The organism is Neisseria sp. P0019.S003, from assembly GCF_051957115.1.
GTDB classification, from domain to species: domain Bacteria; phylum Pseudomonadota; class Gammaproteobacteria; order Burkholderiales; family Neisseriaceae; genus Neisseria; species Neisseria flavescens_D.
The window spans coordinates 38,351-57,717 of record NZ_JBQCWT010000003.1 but is presented as its reverse complement, the minus strand read 5'-3'; the positions used below and the strand labels follow the sequence as shown (position 1 = coordinate 57,717).

17 protein-coding genes, 1 tRNA gene and 1 riboswitch are annotated in these 19,367 nt (G+C 51.5%); of the genes, 3 read left to right on the top strand and 15 right to left on the bottom strand.

All coding sequences use genetic code 11. From position 1 onward, the window contains the following. Nucleotides 1-44 precede the first annotated feature (44 nt). A complete protein-coding gene (locus ACTHTS_RS05690; protein ID WP_440369477.1) occupies nt 45-1,181 on the top strand; it encodes an FUSC family protein in 1,137 nt (378 codons plus the stop codon). A gap of 178 nt (nt 1,182-1,359) precedes the next feature. On the opposite strand, the gene ACTHTS_RS05685 is transcribed toward ACTHTS_RS05690, so the two are convergent. Then, nucleotides 1,360-1,436 (bottom strand) — tRNA-Met (locus ACTHTS_RS05685). 110 nt (nt 1,437-1,546) lie between these two features. Next, a riboswitch (TPP riboswitch) is annotated at nt 1,547-1,646 on the top strand. Nucleotides 1,647-1,740: 94 nt separating this feature from the next. Here ACTHTS_RS05685 and thiC point away from each other — a divergent pair. Continuing rightward, a complete protein-coding gene (gene thiC / locus ACTHTS_RS05680) occupies nt 1,741-3,630 on the top strand; it encodes a phosphomethylpyrimidine synthase ThiC (protein WP_440369476.1) in 1,890 nt (629 codons plus the stop codon). A gap of 89 nt (nt 3,631-3,719) precedes the next feature. Here thiC and murJ read toward each other — a convergent pair whose 3' ends face one another. The 13 genes from murJ to frr all read right to left on the bottom strand — a co-directional run bounded on the left by murJ (nt 3,720) and on the right by frr (nt 17,863). Further along, on the bottom strand, nt 3,720-5,258 hold the full coding sequence (gene murJ, locus ACTHTS_RS05675) for a murein biosynthesis integral membrane protein MurJ (protein WP_440369475.1): 1,539 nt from the start codon (nt 5,256-5,258) through the stop codon (nt 3,720-3,722). Nucleotides 5,259-5,267: 9 nt separating this feature from the next. Then, complete coding sequence (gene lpxB / locus ACTHTS_RS05670) at nt 5,268-6,443, bottom strand: lipid-A-disaccharide synthase (RefSeq protein ID WP_440369474.1); 1,176 nt, start codon at nt 6,441-6,443, stop codon at nt 5,268-5,270. Between the two features lie 162 nt (nt 6,444-6,605). Next, complete coding sequence (gene lpxA, locus ACTHTS_RS05665) at nt 6,606-7,382, bottom strand: acyl-ACP--UDP-N-acetylglucosamine O-acyltransferase (protein ID WP_003681706.1); 777 nt, start codon at nt 7,380-7,382, stop codon at nt 6,606-6,608. Between the two features lie 74 nt (nt 7,383-7,456). Then, a complete protein-coding gene (gene fabZ / locus ACTHTS_RS05660; RefSeq protein WP_003681704.1) occupies nt 7,457-7,906 on the bottom strand; it encodes a 3-hydroxyacyl-ACP dehydratase FabZ in 450 nt (149 codons plus the stop codon). Between the two features lie 73 nt (nt 7,907-7,979). Beyond that, the gene (gene lpxD, locus ACTHTS_RS05655) at nt 7,980-9,020 is read right to left on the bottom strand and encodes a UDP-3-O-(3-hydroxymyristoyl)glucosamine N-acyltransferase (protein WP_440369473.1); all 1,041 of its coding nucleotides are present in this window, start codon (nt 9,018-9,020) and stop codon (nt 7,980-7,982) included. A gap of 100 nt (nt 9,021-9,120) precedes the next feature. Continuing rightward, entirely contained in the window at nt 9,121-9,630 is a 510-nt protein-coding gene (locus ACTHTS_RS05650) for an OmpH family outer membrane protein (RefSeq protein WP_070649352.1), read from the bottom strand. Nucleotides 9,631-9,741: 111 nt separating this feature from the next. Beyond that, nucleotides 9,742-12,144 carry an outer membrane protein assembly factor BamA gene (gene bamA, locus ACTHTS_RS05645; protein ID WP_440369472.1) on the bottom strand — a complete coding sequence of 801 codons (2,403 nt, stop codon included), beginning with the start codon at nt 12,142-12,144 and terminating at the stop codon, nt 9,742-9,744. A 3-nt stretch (nt 12,145-12,147) separates the two neighbouring features. Continuing rightward, nucleotides 12,148-13,488 (bottom strand): RIP metalloprotease RseP, encoded by a 1,341-nt coding sequence (rseP, locus tag ACTHTS_RS05640; protein ID WP_440369471.1) that lies wholly within the window; start codon nt 13,486-13,488, stop codon nt 12,148-12,150. 131 nt (nt 13,489-13,619) lie between these two features. Continuing rightward, nucleotides 13,620-14,801, bottom strand: coding sequence for a 1-deoxy-D-xylulose-5-phosphate reductoisomerase (ispC, locus tag ACTHTS_RS05635; RefSeq protein ID WP_440369470.1), 1,182 nt, complete (start codon nt 14,799-14,801; stop codon nt 13,620-13,622). 117 nt (nt 14,802-14,918) lie between these two features. After that, the gene (locus ACTHTS_RS05630) at nt 14,919-15,668 is read right to left on the bottom strand and encodes an SIMPL domain-containing protein (protein ID WP_440369469.1); all 750 of its coding nucleotides are present in this window, start codon (nt 15,666-15,668) and stop codon (nt 14,919-14,921) included. 33 nt (nt 15,669-15,701) lie between these two features. Continuing rightward, nucleotides 15,702-16,496 (bottom strand): phosphatidate cytidylyltransferase, encoded by a 795-nt coding sequence (locus ACTHTS_RS05625; protein WP_107848598.1) that lies wholly within the window; start codon nt 16,494-16,496, stop codon nt 15,702-15,704. 5 nt (nt 16,497-16,501) lie between these two features. Then, complete coding sequence (locus ACTHTS_RS05620; RefSeq protein ID WP_440369468.1) at nt 16,502-17,248, bottom strand: isoprenyl transferase; 747 nt, start codon at nt 17,246-17,248, stop codon at nt 16,502-16,504. A gap of 57 nt (nt 17,249-17,305) precedes the next feature. Next, nucleotides 17,306-17,863, bottom strand: coding sequence for a ribosome recycling factor (frr, locus tag ACTHTS_RS05615; RefSeq protein WP_003686718.1), 558 nt, complete (start codon nt 17,861-17,863; stop codon nt 17,306-17,308). Between the two features lie 577 nt (nt 17,864-18,440). On the opposite strand from frr, the gene ACTHTS_RS05610 reads away from it, so the two are divergent. Then, complete coding sequence (locus ACTHTS_RS05610; protein WP_036493924.1) at nt 18,441-18,893, top strand: hypothetical protein; 453 nt, start codon at nt 18,441-18,443, stop codon at nt 18,891-18,893. 85 nt (nt 18,894-18,978) lie between these two features. Here the strand turns inward: ACTHTS_RS05610 and ACTHTS_RS05605 are convergent, their stop codons facing one another. Further along, nucleotides 18,979-19,278: a DUF2818 family protein gene (locus tag ACTHTS_RS05605; RefSeq protein ID WP_003686671.1), complete on the bottom strand. Its 300-nt coding sequence runs from the start codon at nt 19,276-19,278 to the stop codon at nt 18,979-18,981. Nucleotides 19,279-19,367 lie beyond the last annotated feature (89 nt).

Genomic DNA, 19,367 nt, shown 5'->3' with positions numbered 1-19,367 from the left:
ATCAGTTATAATTTACATCCCCACATACCCATACGTTTCACAACATGCCTGCCCAATCCGAACGCCTCCATTTTTCCGAACGTTGGCTCAACGCCTACGAGCGCTACCGCTATCGCCGCCATATCCACGCCTTCCGCCTCGGCTTGGCAATCGTGTTTTCCACCCTGTTGGCCAAAGTCTTCCACCTGCAACACGGCGAGTGGATCGGCATGACCGTCTTTGTAGTCCTCGGCATGCTGCAATTCCAAGGCGCGATTTACTCCAAAGCAGTCGAACGCATGCTCGGCACGGCCATCGGTTTGGGCGTCGGTTTGGCCGTTTTATGGTTGAACCAGCATTATTTGCAAGACGGCGTTTTCTTCTATCTAATTATCGGTGCCGCCAGCGCAGTGGCCGGTTGGTCTGCAGTCGGCAAAAACGGCTATGTCGCCATGCTTGCCGGTTTGACCATGTGTATGCTCATCGGCGACAGCAGCCACCATTGGCTCGACAGCGGCCTGATGCGCGCCATGAACGTTTTGATTGGTGCCGCCATCGCCATTGCCGCCGCCAAACTCCTGCCCCTGCGCTCCACACTCATGTGGCGCTTCATGCTTGCCGACAACCTCACCGACTGCGCCAAAATGATTGCCGAAATCAGCAACGGCAAGCGCATGACCCGTGAGCGTTTGGAGCAAAACATGATTAAAATGCGCAAAATCAACGCTCGCATGGTCAAAAGCCGCAGCCATCTGGCCGCAACATCCGGCGAAAGCCACATCAGCAACAATATGATGGAAGCCATGCAACATGCCCACCGCAAAATCGTCACCACCACCGAGCTGCTCCTGACCACCGCCGCCAAACTGCGCGCGCCCACGCTCAACGAAAGCGAAATCCGCCTGCTCGACCGCCACTTCAACCAACTCCAACGCGAACTGCGCCTGACCGTCCGCCTCATCAAAGGCCATTACGCCCGCCGCATCCGCATCGATACTTCGCTCAATACCGAACTAAGCAAACCGGCTGCCCGCCTGCATTACGACTGGCAAGGCTTCCTCTGGCTCAGTACCAATATGCGTAACGAAATCGCCGCATTGGTGATCCTGTTGCAACGTTCGCGCAATAAATGGTTGGACAAAAAAGAGTTGCAACGCTTGAAAGAATACCTGCGCAACGATACCGATCCGGAGCAACAATAGGCCGTCTGAAAAACACAAACTCAAAATAAAAGACAAAAGTAAATTAACCGCCGATGACATCGGCCAATAAAAAAGGCCGTCTGAAACACAATAGTTCAGACGGCCTTTCAATCAATCCAATCAACAATAAATGCTACATAAAGTAAAATCCCCTGCGATTGCAGGGGATTTTTATATTTGGTTGCGGGAGCAGGATTCGAACCTACGACCTTCGGGTTATGAGCCCGACGAGCTACCATGCTGCTCCATCCCGCGTCAGAAGTTGTAACTATACGGAAAGACGGAATCGCTGTCAAGCGTTTTTGACAGAAAATGCGAAAACGCCGCTTTACAAAAAACCGTCTGCATGGTTTAATTTTTCGTTAATAAAGAAACAGGGGTGCTGCTTTCAAACCGAGCGGCTGAGAAATACCCTTTACACCCGAACAGGATAATACCTGCGTGGGGAGTTTCGGCAAATGTGATTTTAAACGGTTGATTGAAGATATCCACAAGTCCGTCTGAAAAAAAGCAATGCTCCTGTTTCCATTTCATAACCGAGAAACAGGAGCAATTTTTTATGACTACCGCTAAAAAAACCGGCGATGAGGCACGCCGTCTTTCCGACTTGAGCGAAGACATCGGCATCCGCTTCCAATATCCCAATTCCGACCGCGTCTATATCCCAGGCAGCCGCGCCGACATCCGCGTGCCTTTGCGCGAAATCCGTCAGGACGACACCTACACGGCGCAAGGTACGGAAGCCAATCCACCAATTCCAGTGTACGACACCAGCGGCGCATACGGCGATCCGGCAGCACACATCGACCTGAAACAGGGTTTGCCGCACGTCCGCACTGCATGGCTGGACGAACGCGGCGATACCGAAATCCTGCCCAAACTCTCCAGCGAATACGGCACTGAACGCGCGCACGATCCGAAAACCGCCCATCTGCGTTTCAACCAAATTACCCGCCCGCGCCGCGCCAAAGCAGGCCGTAACGTAACCCAGCTCCACTACGCCCGCCAAGGCATCATTACGCCCGAAATGGAGTTTGTCGCCATACGCGAACGCATGAAGCTGGACGAGCTTTTCAGACAGCCTGAATACGCCAAGCTCTTGAAACAACACGCAGGGCAAAGTTTCGGCGCGAATATCCCGACCCATCCCGACCAAATCACGCCTGAATTCGTGCGCCAAGAAATCGCCGCCGGACGCGCGATTATCCCTGCCAACATCAACCACCCCGAACTCGAACCGATGATTATCGGCCGCAACTTCCGCGTCAAAATCAACGGCAACTTAGGCAACTCCGCCGTCACTTCCAGCCTGACCGAAGAAGTCGAAAAAATGGTGTGGTCGCTGCGTTGGGGCGCGGACACGATTATGGACTTATCCACAGGCGCACACATCCACGAAACACGCGAATGGATTATCCGCAACGCGCCCGTCCCCATCGGCACCGTGCCGATTTACCAAGCATTGGAAAAAACCGGCGGCATCGCCGAAGACCTGACTTGGGATTTGGTACGCGACACCTTAATCGAGCAGGCAGAACAAGGCGTGGACTATTTCACCATGCACGCAGGCGTATTGCTGCGCTATGTGCCAATGACGGCCGACCGCCTCACCGGCATCGTATCGCGCGGCGGTTCCATCATGGCGAAATGGTGCCTTGCCCATCATCAGGAAAACTTCCTCTACACACATTTCGACGAAATCTGCGAAATCATGAAAGCCTACGACGTATCGTTCAGCCTCGGCGACGGCCTGCGCCCCGGCTGCATTGCCGATGCCAACGACGAATCCCAATTTGCCGAGCTGCACACCTTGGGCGAATTGACCGCCAAAGCGTGGGAACACGACGTCCAAGTCATGATCGAAGGCCCGGGCCATGTACCGTTACAACGCGTCAAAGAAAATATGACCGAAGAGCTGCAACACTGCTTTGAAGCGCCTTTCTACACCCTCGGCCCGCTCGTTACCGACATCGCCCCCGGCTACGACCACATCACCTCGGGCATAGGCGCAACCAATATCGGCTGGTACGGCACAGCCATGCTCTGCTACGTTACCCCGAAAGAGCATCTCGGCCTGCCCGATAAAGAAGACGTGCGCACCGGCATCATCACCTACAAACTCGCCGCCCATGCCGCCGACCTCGCCAAAGGCTGGCCGGGTGCACAATTACGCGACAACGCCCTGAGCAAAGCGCGTTTCGAGTTCCGCTGGCGCGACCAATTCCGCCTCAGCCTCGACCCCGAACGCGCCGAAAGCTTCCACGACGAAACCCTGCCAGCCGAGGGCGCGAAAATCGCCCACTTCTGCTCGATGTGCGGCCCCAAATTCTGCTCGATGAAAATCACGCAGGAAGTGCGCGACTATGCCGACAAGCAAAAAGCCCAACGGCAGGGCATGGAAGAAAAAGCGATTGAGTTCGTCAAAAAAGGAGCGAAGCTTTACAGTTAAAACATAAAGCAAGAAAAGGCCGTCTGAAAATGTTTCAGACGGCCTTTTTAATGATTAGTCTTTAAACCAAGCAACATACGCCCTGCTGCTTATTTTTCTACCCTGCGGAAATGGTGCGGACGGAAGCCGAGCGCGGCTAGGGAAACGAAGTAGAGACCGCCGCCCAAGGCAATCAGGACGCAGAGTTGTCCTGCTTTTTTAAAGCCGCCGACGTGTACCCATTCAAACGGCAGATAATATTGCGCCAGCCACAAACCGCCGCCCATGACGACCAAAGAGATGACCATTTTAACCAAAAACGCTGCCCAACCTTTACCGGGGCGATAGATGCCGTGTTTGCGCAAAAGGAAAAACAGCAAACCTGCATTCAGACACGCGCCCAAACCGATAGCAAGGGACAGACCGACGTGTTTGAGCGGCGAAATGAAGGCAAGGTTCATCAACTGCGTGCAAATCAGCGTGAAAATAGCGACTTTAACGGGGGTTTTGATGTTTTGGCGCGCATAGAAACCGGGAGCCAACACTTTAATCATAATCAGACCGATCAAGCCGAAGGAATAGGCAATCAGCGCGTGTTGGGTCATTTGCGCATCGTGCAGCGTAAATTCACGGTACATGAACAAGGTCGTAACCAAAGGGAAAGACAACACAGCAAGGCCGACGGCGGCAGGCAGGGTCAGCAGCATACACAGGCGCAAACCCCAGTCGAGCAGGCCGGAAAACTGCTCGGTATCCTGACTGGCGGCGTGTTTGGACAAGGTAGGCAGCAAGATTGTACCGAGTGCCACGCCCAAAACGCCGGTCGGCAATTCCATCAACCGGTCGGCGTAATACATCCATGACACGCTGCCGGACTGCAAAAATGAGGCAAAAATGGTGTTGATAACCAAGGAAATCTGCGCCACGCTCACGCCCAAAATAGCCGGCGCCATCTGTTTCATTACGCGGTTGACCGCTGCGTCTTTAAAGCTGAATTTGGGCATTTTCAAGAAGCCCAGTTTCGCCAACCAAGGCAGTTGGAACACCAACTGCAACACGCCGCCGACAAATACCGCCCACGCCAAAGCCATAACAGGCGGATCAAAATACGGTACAAAAAACAGGGAAAAGACGATAAAGGAAATGTTCAAAAATGTCGGCGTAAAGGCGGGAATACCGAATTTATGATAGGAATTGAGTATCGAACCGACAAAAGACGACAAGGAAATCAAAAAGATATAAGGAAACGTCACCCGCAGCAAGTCGATGGAGAGCTGAAATTTATCGGCTTCTTTGGCAAAACCGGGTGCAGAAACATAAATCACCCACGGCGCGGCAAGTATGCCCAGCGCAGTAACGATGACCAACACAAACGACAACATACCGGCCACATGACGCACAAACGCCTGCGTGGCTTCGGGCGAGCGGGTTTCTTTGTATTCAGCCAAAATCGGCACGAAGGCTTGGGCAAATGCGCCCTCTGCAAACACGCGCCGCAGCAGGTTGGGCAGTTTAAACGCGACAAAAAACGCATCTGTCGCCATGCCTGCACCAAACGCACGAGCAATAATCGTATCGCGCACAAAACCCAAAATGCGCGACACCATCGTCAGGCTGCCAACCTTGGCCAAGGCTCCCAATAAATTCATGTATTTTCCTTACTTGTCTTTCAGGCCGTCTGAAAATCCGGCTTCTTCCAATACTGCGGCCGCCGCCAATGCCGCCGTATCTTTTTTCAACAGCAGATGCAAGGCGTGGAAATCCTGTTCCAACGCGGCCACGGCCTCAGGGCGGTCATACCAGTCTGCAACGGCCTGCGCCAGTTTTTCAGGGACGGCATCGTGTTGCAGCAGCTCGGGAACGGCGGCTTTACCCAATAGAATATTAGGCAAACCGACATGCGGCACTTTGATTTTGTTTTTCACATACGCATAAGTCAGCGGCGAAATTTTGTAGCTGATGACCATAGGCCGCTTGCACAAGGCCACTTCCAAAGTCGCCGTACCGCTAGTGACCAATACCACGTCGGCAGCGGTGCAAACCGTATCCGACTGCTTGTCGGTCAGCGTGATGGGAAGGGCTGCGAACTCAGGCTGCGCCAAAATTTCGCTAATGCGTTTGCGCGTTGCGGCCGTTGCCACAGGCAGCAAAAACTGTGCCTGCGGATAACGTTTCAGCAGCAATAAGGCCGTCTGAAAAAACACCGCCGCCATGTAATCGATTTCGCTCACGCGGCTGCCGGGCAATATGGCAAACACGGGTACGTCCACAGGAACGCCCAGCTTCTGCCGCGCCGCCGCTCTATCCGCTTCCACGGGCATGGTCTGTGCCATCGGATGGCCGACAAACTCAGCCTTGCCGCCGACGTCGATATAAAGCTGAGGCTCCATCGGAAACAGGCACAACACGCGGTTGACCTGATGTACGATTTTATTGACCCGTTCGCGCCGCCACGCCCAAACCGACGGGCTGACGTAATGAATGGTATGAATGCCTGCCTGCTTGAGTTTTTCCGCCACGCCGAGATTAAAGTCCGGCGCATCGATGCCGATAAACACATCCGGCTTGAGGCGGAGCAAATCGTTCACCAGCCCTTTGCGGATTTTCAAAATCTGCGGTAGGCGTTTGATGACCTCAACAAAACCGCGTACCGCCAGCTTTTCCTGATCGTACAAACTCTCGAAACCCTCCGCCTTCATGCGCTCGCCGCCGATGCCGGTAAACCGCGCATTCGGGCAACGCGCCTTAATGGCACGGATTAAGTGTGCGCCGAGCAAGTCGCCGGAAGCTTCGCCGACGCTGATGGCGATAAGGGGGGAGGGATTGGAGTTCATGTGTTATTTAGGTTCGGAAGCTAAAAGATTTTGAGGCAAACATTTGCCCGCCCGTTTTCAGACGGCATCGGCAGCAAACGGACAGGAAACCTGTCCCGCTGATCGGATTTTTGCAATCCAAAGGCCGTCTGAAAAAGTTTCAGACGGCCTTCAATCCATCCATCAACGGATAATGCCGCGTGTGGATTGTGCAAAAAAGTCTTTAAATACCGCCAATTCGCTTTGGGTTTCGGCACGTTTCAGAATGTCTGCCTTGGCCTCTTCAAACGGAATGCCGCGATGGTAAATGGTTTTATACACATCTTTGACAGAGGCAATCTGTTCGGCGGTGAAACCGTTGCGGCGCATACCTTCGCTGTTGAGGCCGGCCGGTTCGGCGCGGTAGCCTGCAGCCATAAAGTATGGCGGTACGTCTTTGTGTACGCCGGCGGCAAACGCGGTCATGGCGTAGTCGCCGATTTGGCAGAACTGGAACACCAGCGTGTAGCCGCCCAAGACGACGTAGTCGCCGATGGTAACGTGACCTGCGAGTGAGGCGTTGTTGGCGAAGATAGTATGGTTGCCGACCACGCAGTCATGGGCGAGGTGGCAGTAGGCCATAATCCAGTTGTCGTCGCCGATACGGGTTTCGCCGATGCCGGTGACCGTGCCGAGGTTGAACGTCGTAAATTCGCGGATGGTGTTGCCGTTGCCGATAATCAGCTTGGTCGGTTCGTCGCGGTATTTTTTGTCCTGCGGAATTTCACCGAGGCTGGCAAATTGGAAAATGCGGTTGTTTTCACCGATGGTCGTATGGCCGTTGATGACGACGTGCGGGCCGATTTCGGTATTCGCACCGATTTGGACATTGGGGCCGATGATGCTGTATGGGCCGACTTTGACGCTGGAGTCGAGTTCGGCTTTAGGGTCGATGACGGCGGTCGGATGGATAAGGGTCATGCTGTCTCCTTGCTGTCTGATACAGGTATTGCCTGCAAGATGCCGTTTGAACTTTCAGACGGCCTGTCCCATTCTTACACCACGCGTTTGGCGCACATAATCACGGCTTCAACGGCAACTTGGCCGTCGACTTTGGCAACGGCGTTGAATTTGCCGATACCGCGTTTGTTGGTCAACAGCTCGACTTCAAAAACCAGTTGGTCGCCGGGGATGACTTGGCGTTTGAAACGGGCGTCATCGATACCGGCGAAGAAGAAGAATTCGTTTTCTTTGCGGCCGCCTTCACTGAGGATGGCGAGTGTACCGCACGCTTGCGCCATGGCTTCGATAATCAACACGCCGGGCATCACGGGCAGGTCGGGAAAGTGGCCTTGGAACTGCGGCTCGTTCATGGTGACGTTTTTAATCGCAGTCAGGGTTTTCATCGGTTCGAACGCAGTAATGCGGTCGAGTTGCAAAAACGGATAACGGTGTGGGATAAGTTTTTGGATGTCTTTGGCTTCGATCGGGAGTTGTACGTCCATGATGTTCGTCTTTCCTTGTTTGTATTGGGTTTAAACGTATTCGGATGCGGGGCGCAGACTGTTTGCACCGCCTTTAGGCTTCGTCGCTGTCGGCAAGCTGTTTTTCCAGCATTTTGAGGCGTTTGTTCATTTCGCTCAAACGGTGGATATAAACGGCATTGCGCGCCCAGTCTTTGTAGCCCGACATCGGGAAAATACCGGCCAAATGCTGGCCGCTTTCGGTAATGCTGTGGGTAACGGATGTACCGCCGCCGATGGTGGTTTTATCGGCGATTTCGATGTGTCCGACCGTGCCGACGCCGCCGCCGATAATACAATAATTGCCGATGGTGACGCTGCCGGAAATACCGGTTTTGGCGGCGATAACGGTGTGCGAACCGATTTTGCAGTTGTGGCCGATTTGGACTTGGTTGTCGATTTTGGTGCCGTTGCCGACGGTCGTGTCGCTCATTGCGCCGCGGTCGATATTGGTGTTCGAACCGATTTCCACATCATCGCCCAGCGTGACTGCGCCGGTTTGCGGAATTTTAAACCATGAATCGCCGGCAAAGGCCAAGCCGAAACCGTCCGCGCCGATGACTGCGCCGCTGTGGATTTCGACACGGTTGCCCAGAGTGCAGCCGTAATAGATGACAGAGTTGGGATGCAGCACGACTTCATCGCCCAACGTGCAATCGTGTTGGACAACGGCATTGGCCAAAATACGGCAGCCTTCGCCCAATACGGCATTCGCGCCGATATAGGCATTCGCGCCGATTTCGCAGCTTGCCGGTACTTTGGCGCTTGCCTCGACAACGGCGGTCGGATGTACGCTGCCCTGTGCTTTGACAATTGGTGAGAACAATCGTGCCACTTTGGCAAAATAAAGATAAGGGTCGGCAGCCACAATCAGGTTGCGGCCTGCAAATTCGTCTGCGGCTTTCGGCGACACAATCACTGCGCCTGCTTGGCTGTCGTGTACTTCGGCTTTGTATTTCGGGTTGGCCAAAAAGCTGATGTGTTCCGCCTGCGCCTGATCCAACGGACGGACGGCGGTAATGGCGATGTCTTCGCCTTTCCATTCGCCGCCGAGTTGGGAAACGATTTGGGACAGGGTGTATGCTTGTGAAGTCATGATAATCTGCCGTCAAGATGTCAGGCCGTCTGAAAGATACCGGTTTGGGTTTCAGACGGCCTTAGGTTTGTCTGTATATCACATTCGCTGCCGAGCAGGGTCAGTGTGCATTTAGGGCTTTGATAACGCTGTCGGTAATGTCGTAGCGGCCGTTGACGTAAATCACGTCCTGCAAGATGAAGTCGTAACCTTCGCGTTTGGCCAAATCGACGATGACGCGGTTGGCATTTTGCTGGAGCGCAGCGAATTCTTCATTGCGGCGCAGGTTGTAGTCTTCTGCCAACTCAGCCTGCTGCTTGCGGAATTTCTGTACCAGATTGCGCCACTTTTGGGTTTCCGCTTCCCTTTGGCTGTCGCTGAGCTTGTCGCTACTCAGTTTTTGCTCCAAAGCCTCGCCTTCCTGCTGCAGCTTTTGCAAGGCGGTTTGACGGCTTTTGAACTCTTTTTCCAAAGTCGTCTGAATGCTTTGCGCCTGCTTGGATTCCTGATAAACGCGCTCGGTATTGATAAAACCGATTTTCTGCACGCCATCCGCCGCCGCTTGCGGCAACAGCACGAAACCCGGCAGGGCTACGGCGAGGACACGGAGGGTGTCGGCTATTTTACTCATGATAAAAATCCTTGCTTGAAAACAAACGGGCGGTTTGCAATAAACTTGCCGCCAATCTGCCATGAGGCCGTCTGAAACGGACAAACCCGGTTTCAGACGGCCTAAACATCATCAGAATGTCGTACCGAGTTGGAATTGGAAGCGTTGGATTTCGTCGCCTTCTTTTTTCTTAATCGGATAAGCATAACTGAACTTCATCGGACCCAGCGGAGAGAGCCAGGTCACGGCAGCACCGGCAGAGTAACGCAATTCGTTTTTGAATGTCGATTTGTGCGTTGTGCCTACGCCATACACGTTTTGGAGCGCACCATTGGTGTAATAAGAATTGCTGCTGCTGTCGTTGTAGGTTTTGCCGTCCCACACGCTGCCTGCATCGGCAAACAGGCTCAGACGGACAGTACGCGAGTCTTTAATACCCGGCATCGGGAAGAGCAACTCTGCGGAAACGTTGGCTTTTTTGTTACCGCCGTAGCTGATTTTTTCTCCGTATTCGTCATAGACTTTCGGGCCCAGCGTACCGCTTTCAAAGCCGCGGACAGAACCTAAGCCGCCGCCGTAGAAGTTTTCAAAGAACGGCATGGTTTTGGTTTTACCGTAGCCGTTGCCATAACCGACTTCGCCACCCAGCATCAATGTGAAATCTTTGCTCAACGGGAAGAACCAAGTTTGGTTGTGGGTCAGGGTGTAGTATTGCAGGTCGCTGCCCGGCAAAGCGATTTCGCCGTTTACGCCGGTCAGGTAACCGCGGGTCGGCCACAAGGCATTGTCAGTTTTGTTGCGGCCCCAGCCGATGGTACCTTTGTACAACCAGCCTTTGAAGTTACCCACACCGCTACCGTCGCCTTTACCGTATTGGTTGATAAAGTCGGCATAGCGTTTAGGCGCACCTTTGTAGGTGTTCACGGTCAGACGCTCTGCGGCCAAACCGAAGTTCACACGGTCATATTCGGTAACCGGAATACCGATACGCAAACCGCCGCCGAAAGTTGTGGTTTTATATTGTTTCGCGCTGGAAGAAGCTTTACGCGGGTCGTAAGTCTTACCATAAAGGTCGTAGCCCAAGCTTACGCCGTCAGGTGTGAAGTATGGGTCGGTAAACGACAATGAGCCGTTTACTGTGGTTTTACTGCGGGAAGCGCGCAGGGCAACGGATTTACCCGTACCGAACAGGTTGTCTTGAGCCACACCGGCAGACATTACCAAACCGGTATCCTGAACCCAACCCGCGCTCAAGTCGAGCGAGCCGGTAGAACGTTCGGTCAGGCTCATGTTCAGGTCAACTTGGTCAGGCGTATTGGCCACAGGAACCGCATCAAATTGAACGTTGTCGAAATAGCCCAACAACTCAACGCGCTCTTTAGAACGTTGCAGTTTGGCAGAGTCGTAAGGCGCCGATTCCATTTGGCGCAACTCACGGCGGATGACTTCGTCACGGGTTTTGTTGTTGCCGGTAATGTTGATTTCGTTTACATAGATTTTGCGGCCCGGTTGAACGGTCAACACAAAATCAACGGTATGCGTTTCAGCATTGGGAATCGGTTGGACATTGATTTCGCTGAATGCGTAACCTGCCTGACCCATGCGGTTTTGGATGGCTTCGAGCGAATTGGACATTTGCGCGCGCTCGTACCATTTGCCCGGCTTCATGGTCAGCAGTTTTTCCAAATCTTCTTTCGGCACTTCCAGCGTATCGCCTTCGATGCGTACATTGCCCCAGCGGAAGCGGTCGCCTTCGCTGACGGTTACTTTAATGGTCTGCTTGGTTTTGTCTTCGTTGGTTTGGATATCGGTATCCAAAATGCGGAAGTTGAAGTAGCCGTTGTTTTGGTAGAAATTGGTGACTTTTTCCATGTCCTGAGCAAATTTTTGCTCATTGAACTGGTTGCTCTTGGTAATCCAAGTCCACATGCCGCCTTCGCTCAGGGACATTTGTTTCATCAGACGGCGGTCGGAATAAACTTCGTTGCCTTCAAATGAAATATCGGTAATCTTGGTAGATTTGCCCTCTTCGATGGCAATATCGATAGATACTCGGTTGCGGGCGAGTTTGGTTACGGTCGGAGTGATTTGGACAGACTGTTTGCCACGGCTCAAATACTCTTCTTTCAAACCGGCAACGGCTTGGTTCAGCGTTGCTTGGTTGAAGTATTGGGATTGCGCCAAACCGAAAGCTTCAAGGTTTTTCTTGATGGCATCGTTTTGCAGCATTTTCGCGCCGGTAATATTGAGCGAGCTGATGGTCGGACGCTCAATCACGGTCAGCAGGACTTGATTGTCCATGGTTTCGACGCGTACGTCGTCAAAGAAACCGGTTGCGTAGAGTTTTTTGATGATTTCTTCACTGCGCGCATCATTGAAATTATCACCGACTTTAACGGGCAGGTAGTTGAAGACGGTACTCGGCTCGGTGCGTTGCAGGCCTTCGACGCGGATGTCCTGAATGGTAAAGTCAGCCAATGCCATTGGCGACAGGCTCAATACCATTAAAGCGGAAGCAATCTGGTTCAGTTTCATAAATTATCCAAACAAACGGTTGATGTCATTAAAGAAAGCCACAGCCATCATCAAAAGCATGGCTGCCAGTCCGAAGCGCAGGCCGACTGCCTGTATGCGCTCGCTCAAAGGCTTTCCGCGTATCCATTCGGCGGTATAGAAAACCAAATGTCCGCCGTCTAAAACGGGTATGGGCAAAAGGTTCAACACGCCTAAGCTGATGCTGACCAAGGCCAGAAATTCAAGATAGCTCTGCAATCCGAGTTTGGCGGATTGTCCGGCGACATCGGCAATGGTCAGGGGGCCGGAAATATGGTTCAAAGAGGCATTGCCTGTAACCAGTTTTCCGAAAAATTTGAGGGTCGTCCACGAATAGTTGACAGTTTTGTTCCAACCCAATTCAAAGGCTTGGGCAACGGAAGGCGTATAACGGTAGCGGATGGTTTTATCCCACTCTTTATCCGCTTGGGCGGCAAGCCCTGCTCTACCCACCAACACGCCTGCCGACTGCTCGACGCTGTCCGGCCGGATAGCGGTCGCCCGTATTTTACCGTCGCGCTCGTAAGTCAGCTCGATTCGTTTGCCGGGGCTGGCGCGGAAGAGTTCCGTCCATGCCTGCCAGCTTTCGATGGGCTTCCCATCGGCGGTCAGCAGTTTGTCGTTTTCCTTCAAGCCTGCTTTTTCGGCCGGACTATCAGCCAAGACTTTACCGATGCGGTTAGTAATTCTAAAAGGCAAAAGGCCGATGTTGCCTTGGTTTTTCGCAACTTTACCTGCTTCAGGCGTGCCGGCGGCATCAATTATGCGGATGGCTTGGGTATTTGAGGCCGTCTGAACAGCAACTTTTACAGGGCCGGCTTCAAGGTTCAACACCATCTCGGTTTGCGCATCGCTCCAGTCTTTAACGGCGATTCCGTTGACCGATACAATTTTATCGCCTGCCTGAAAACCTGCTTTGGCGGCAATACTGCTAGGCTCAACCATGCCGACATAGGGGCGCAACTCGGTCACGCCGAAGGAAAAGCTCAAACCGTAAAGCAAAACGGCCAAAATCAAATTGGTCAAAGGGCCGGCGGCGACAATGGCGATGCGCTTGGCCGGATGCTGCTTGTCAAAGGCGTACGGCAAATCTACTTCTGCTACCTCGCCTTCGCGCGTATCGACCATTTTAACGTAACCGCCCAGCGGAATCGGGGCAAGACACCACTCGGTATCGCCGCGTTTTCGAGTGAAAAAGGGCTTACCGAAGCCGACGGAAAAGCGCACGACTTTAACGCCGCACCAGCGGGCAACAATATAGTGTCCGAACTCATGCAGGCTGACCAAAATCAGAATGGCGACGATAAAGGCTAAAAAGGTTTGCAAAAAAATCCCCTGAGTGGAATGTAATAATCAACGGATAAGGCCGTCTGAAAACCGATTATAAAGGCAGTTGCTCCATTTTGTCTGCCTAAATGCCAAGCGGTTGGCGTTTCAGACGGCCTGTCATTGAAGCTTTATTGTTTGCCGATAAAGGCTTCTGCCTGCCTGCGTGTTTGCGCGTCTTGAGCCAGCAGGCCTTCGATATCGTGACGACTGTCTGAAAAATCTTGGGCAAGGCAGTGGGCAACGACTTTGGCAATATCGGTAAACTTAATACGTTTATCTAAAAAAGCGGCCACGGCAACTTCGTTGGCGGCGTTCAACACGCAAGGCGCGGCACCGCCTGCATTCATGGCTTGATAGGCAAGTTTCAGACATGGGAAACGGTCAAAGTCAGGTTTTTGGAAGGTCAATGCGGACAATGCGCCGAAATCCAGTTCGCCCACACCGGAATCGATACGTTCGGGCAGGCCTAAACAATAAGCAATCGGCGTACGCATATCGGGATTACCCAACTGCGCCAATACCGAACCATCGCGATAACGCACCATGCTGTGTATTACGGATTGCGGATGGATGACGACTTCCAGTTTTTCCGGCGGACAGTTAAACAGCCAATGCGCCTCAATCAACTCCAAGCCCTTATTCATCATTGACGCGGAATCAACGGAAATTTTACGCCCCATGCTCCAATTTGGATGTTTGACCGCCTGCTCGGGCGTAATGCTGTCAAATGTACTTAAATCGGTGTTAAGGAAGGGTCCGCCCGATGCGGTCAGGATAATCGAATTGATACCGTGCTCATTCAGACGGCCTGTATAATCCCTTGGCAATACTTGGAAGATGGCGTTGTGTTCGCTGTCAATCGGCAAGACGATGGCGCCGTTTTGGCGGGCGGTTTCCATGAACAATGCGCCGGAAACCACCAGCGTTTCTTTGTTGGCCAGATAAATGGTTTTGCCCTTTTGAGCAGCGGCCAAAGCCGACGGCAAACCGGCCGCGCCGACAATGGCACACATCACGCCGCTGACTTCATCGGCAGAGGCGACATCAATCAGGGCTTGAGAACCATATAAAACCTGCGTACTGATGCCTTCTTGTTTGAGTTTCTTTTCCAGCTCGGCGGCATGGCCGGCATCGCCGACAACGGCATATTCCGGGCGGAACTGTTTGCATTGCGCCGCCAACTTGTCCACCTGCCTATGCCCTGCCAGCGCGAACACGCGGAATTTCTCGGGATGGCGGGAGACAACGTCTAAAGTGCTTTCGCCTATGCTGCCGGTACTGCCTAATATGGTCAGAACTTGTTGTGTCATGGTGTGTTCTTTATGTGCTGTGCAAACGGTATTCATTGTGTTTGAAATAGATTTCTTTGCCGTTTCCAATTTTCAGACGGCCTTTTGCCTCCCAGCTGAAAAGGCCGTCTGAAAGAATTACTCAATGCCGTATTCGATGGTAACAACCAATCGGACTTGTTTGCCGACGGTACTTTTATCGTAAGAACCGCCGTACTCGTCGTCCTCGCTGCTACCGGTGTCGGCATAGATATTGAACGAGCCTTGCGAAGCAGAACGCATGGCTCCCACTTTGCCGCCGCCGGTTTTGGCAAATTCGGCCGCGCGTTTCTGCGCGTCCTCAGTCGCCTGCGTGATCAAATCACGTTTGATGGTTTCTAAATTGCCCAGCAAATATTGCGGATTGTCGAAGCGGATAAATTCGTTTTGCGCACGGAAATTCAAAATGGCACGCTGGGCGGCTTGGATTTTGTCCAGTTTTTTGGTGTTGACCACAATATTGAGGTCGCCATCGTAGCCATTGGGCGTACGGGTTACGTTGCCCAGTTCGTCGCGAGTTTCATTGAAAACGCGCGACACTTCAGGCAGGCTCACTTTCATTTCAGCCGCCGTAAAGCCTTGCTCGCCCAAAAATTTAGACAGCTTCTTGCGTCTTGCCGTCAGCAAATCCAAAACTTCCTGATAGCTCTCGCCGTGCGCGTTCACGCCTGTATTCCACGTCGCGCTGTCGGATTGGAAGTTCTTCTCCGCCAAACCTTTTACGGTAATCGTCCCGGGTTGACGCAGATTCTTAAACTGCACGCCCAAAATAAACGCCGCAGCCATCAATCCCAGTGCCAACAATACGCCCAAGATCGATAAAGATGAAATCTGTTTTTGTTCGGACATAATCAGCTCCCTCAACGATATGAGACAGGCGGTTTAAAACAAATATACAAAGGCGGCATAAATGCTGATAACGGCAATCAGGCTGTCCACACGGTCGAACACACCGCCGTGTCCCGGCAACAGATTGCTGCTGTCTTTAATACCGGCCGCACGTTTGAGCCAGCTTTCCAGCAAATCGCCGCACACGCTGACAACGGTCAGAATCAAGCCGATCAAAATCGTTTTGAACCACCCGGCTTCAAAAGCCAGCCAACCGGCTTTCCATACGATGGTCATGTACACGGCAACGCACAATGCGCCGCCGATCGCACCTTCCCAGCTTTTACCCGGGCTGATGGTCGGCGCAATTTTGCGCTTGCCAAACGACTTGCCGCAGAAATACGCGCCAATATCGGCAACCCACACCAAGCCCATAATCGCCAATAAAGACAGCGCGTCCTCAGGCTGAGGGCGCAGGTAAACCAGTGCAAACCAAAACGGCATCACCAACAACCAACCGACCGTGTAAGCCTGCCAGCCGCCGTTCAACTTCCATTTCGCCTTCAGCCACCAAGGCATGACAATCAGCCAAAACGCCAATACAACATACCAAACCAAATCAGGCAACTGCCAACCGCCGGCATAGGCAATCACGCCAAACACCAGCGTTGAAGCCAAATAATGATTGATTTTCAGCTTGTCCAAGCCACTCATGCGGGCATATTCCCACAAAGTCAGCATGGCAATCAGGCCGCAAAACGCAGCCCACAGCCACATAGGTGCATAAAACAGCATACCCAGCATCAGCGGCAAAAGCCACAGCGCCGTCAAAATCCGTTGTTTCAACATAGTTCTCAACCCCGTTGCTGCTCAACCGGCAGCTGTTCGGAAGTCCGCCCGAAGCGGCGTTCCCGTTTTTGGAACGAAGTAATCGCCTCGTTCAACGATTTCTCATTAAAATCAGGCCACAGCGTATCCGTAAAATACAATTCCGCATACGCCATCTGCCACAGCAGGAAATTACTGATGCGCGTCTCGCCGCCGGTTCGGATAAACAAATCCGGCTCGGGTGCATCGCCCAACATCAAATAGCGCGACAACGCCTCTTCCGTAATCTCAGTGACACCCTCGGCAATCAACTGATTTACCGCCTGCAAAATATCCCAGCGGCCGCCATAATCGGCAGCAATGCTCAAAGTCAAACCGGTATTGTTTGCCGTCAACGCCTCTGCCGCCTCAATCCCCTTCAGAATTTCAGCGTTAAACCGCTCACGGCTGCCGATGACTCTCAAGCGCATATTGTTGTCGTGCAAACGGCGTACCTGCTTTTGCAAAGCCTGCAAAAACAGCCCCATCAGAAAAGAAACCTCTTCCTCGGGGCGTCGCCAGTTTTCAGTCGAAAAAGCAAACACGGTCAAATACTGCACACCCAGTTCAGCACAATGCTTCACCATGTTCTCCAGCGCATCCAAGCCGCGCTTATGCCCCATCACACGGGGAAGAAAACGCTTCTTTGCCCAACGTCCGTTGCCGTCCATAATCACAGCAATATGTCGAGGGATGGCAGAGTGTTCCAAAATCGTCTGCGTACTGCTTTTCATGTCTGCCTTTCAGGGAGCAAACCGTCCAAAGGCCGTCTGAACGGTTTGCACACAGGATTAAATCGCCATCAAATCTTCTTCTTTGGCAGCCAAGAGCTTGTCTGCCTCAGCAATATATTTGTCGGTCAACTTCTGAACTGCTTCCTCGCCACGGCGGGCTTCATCTTCAGAAATCTCTTTGTCTTTCAACAATTTCTTGATGTGGTCATTTGCATCACGGCGCACATTGCGGATAGACACACGACCTTCTTCCGCCTCACCGCGTACCACTTTAATCAAATCTTTACGGCGTTCCTCAGTCAACATAGGCATAGGGACACGGATCAAATCGCCGACAGAAGCAGGGTTCAGGCCCAAGTTGGAATCACGGATCGCTTTCTCGACTTTTGCAGCCATATTGCTCTCGAAAGGTTTCACCCCAATCGTACGCGCATCCAAAAGCGTCACGTTTGCCACTTGGCTCACAGGCACCATGCTGCCCCAGTATTCCACTTCCACTTGGTCGAGCAGGCCGGTATGCGCACGGCCGGTACGCACTTTAGCCAAATTGTCTTTCAATACTTCCAGAGAACGCTGCATTTTGCCTTCAGCTGTCTTTTGAATATCATTAATCATCTTATACTTTCAATTTCATAGGAATAAAACAGGATTAACCGAGAATAGTACCGTTAAACCGCCCCCACGACAAGGCTTTACGCCCCAACAGCCTTGTTTTCTAACCGATATTTAACATCAAACAAAATAAAGGCCGTCTGAAAATCTTTCAGACGGCCTTTATTGTTTCAAGCAACTACATCAACTCGGCCTTTTCCTGAATTTATTTGGAAACTAAGCTTCTATCTTGAGACCATTGTTTCCATCCACACAAAGAACGAATTTTATTGCTAATAGATATAAACAACTCTACTCTTTTCAATCGAAATGAATTTCCTCGGGAAATATACCGATAATCGGTTATAATGACCGATTATCTAAATTGATTAAACATATCAAATAACTGTAGCATTGAATTTACTATGTTACAATGTTTGCAAATGTTACACATAACTACGTAAAGAAATCTCGATATGAGATTTCTTTTTAATCACTTTTAAAGACTTATATTTCATTCAACCATTGAGAGATAAAAAATGAAAAAAGCCTTTTCTATCTTTTCCATCAGTCTTCTGACTCTAAATACGGGGTATTAATTATGCGAAAACTTATTTTTACAGTTCTATTCATCCTCCCCTCTTTTTCTTTGGCTGGAAACTTACATTGTAAAAAGCCCGTAGAAGAAATGATTGGGGAAAGCCAAAGATGCTTTTACCAAGGGGGACTAAGCGATGCCATTACTGCTTTTAGCAAATATTCTGCTCAATGGAATAAAAAGAAAGGTGAGTCCATCCCTTTTCTTTGGTTTCCCATTTTAAAAAACGGCATACCCAAAACAACCGTAACAATGGCACAATTACCAAAATCTCGTTCTGTAACGCCTTTCTCAGAAACTAAAGACTATCCTTTGGAGACCATTGTTGCCGGTATTGAATGGAAAAACAAAAATAAAGTCAAAATTATGGGATGTGTTTATGAGACAGATTATTGTCTCTCCGCTACTTTTATCCAAAAAGAAGATAAAGTCTTTATTGAATCCATATCTACCTAACTCAAAGATGTAGTCATTGCCACCTACATTCTCAAATACAAGGCCGTCTGAAAATCTTTCAGACGGCCTTTTCCTTATTCAAATCCTACTCTCTATTCCGCTCATTCCAAAAGTAACGCCATACGAAGCATGGGAAGGCAAAAATCAGGTAGAGGCAGACAACGGTCGCATAAAACTCCCAATCTTGGGCATGTACGGCTCCGGCGCGCGATTCGAGGATATAGGCGAGAATCGCGGTAAGAAGGAAGCCTGCCAACAATTCGATCAAGTGATGGCCGATGTGTTTGCGTTTCAGGGCGATGATGCCGAAGAATTTGGTGGTAATAAATGGTGCGTTGGCAAAGATAAGTGCCAACAGCAAAAGAATGTACATGGATGCGGTCATGATGGTCTTTCTGTTTTCAGACGGCCTGCGTGTGATTTTAACATGTTAAATGGGCATTCTTGCCCATCATTATCCGTGGGATATTCAAT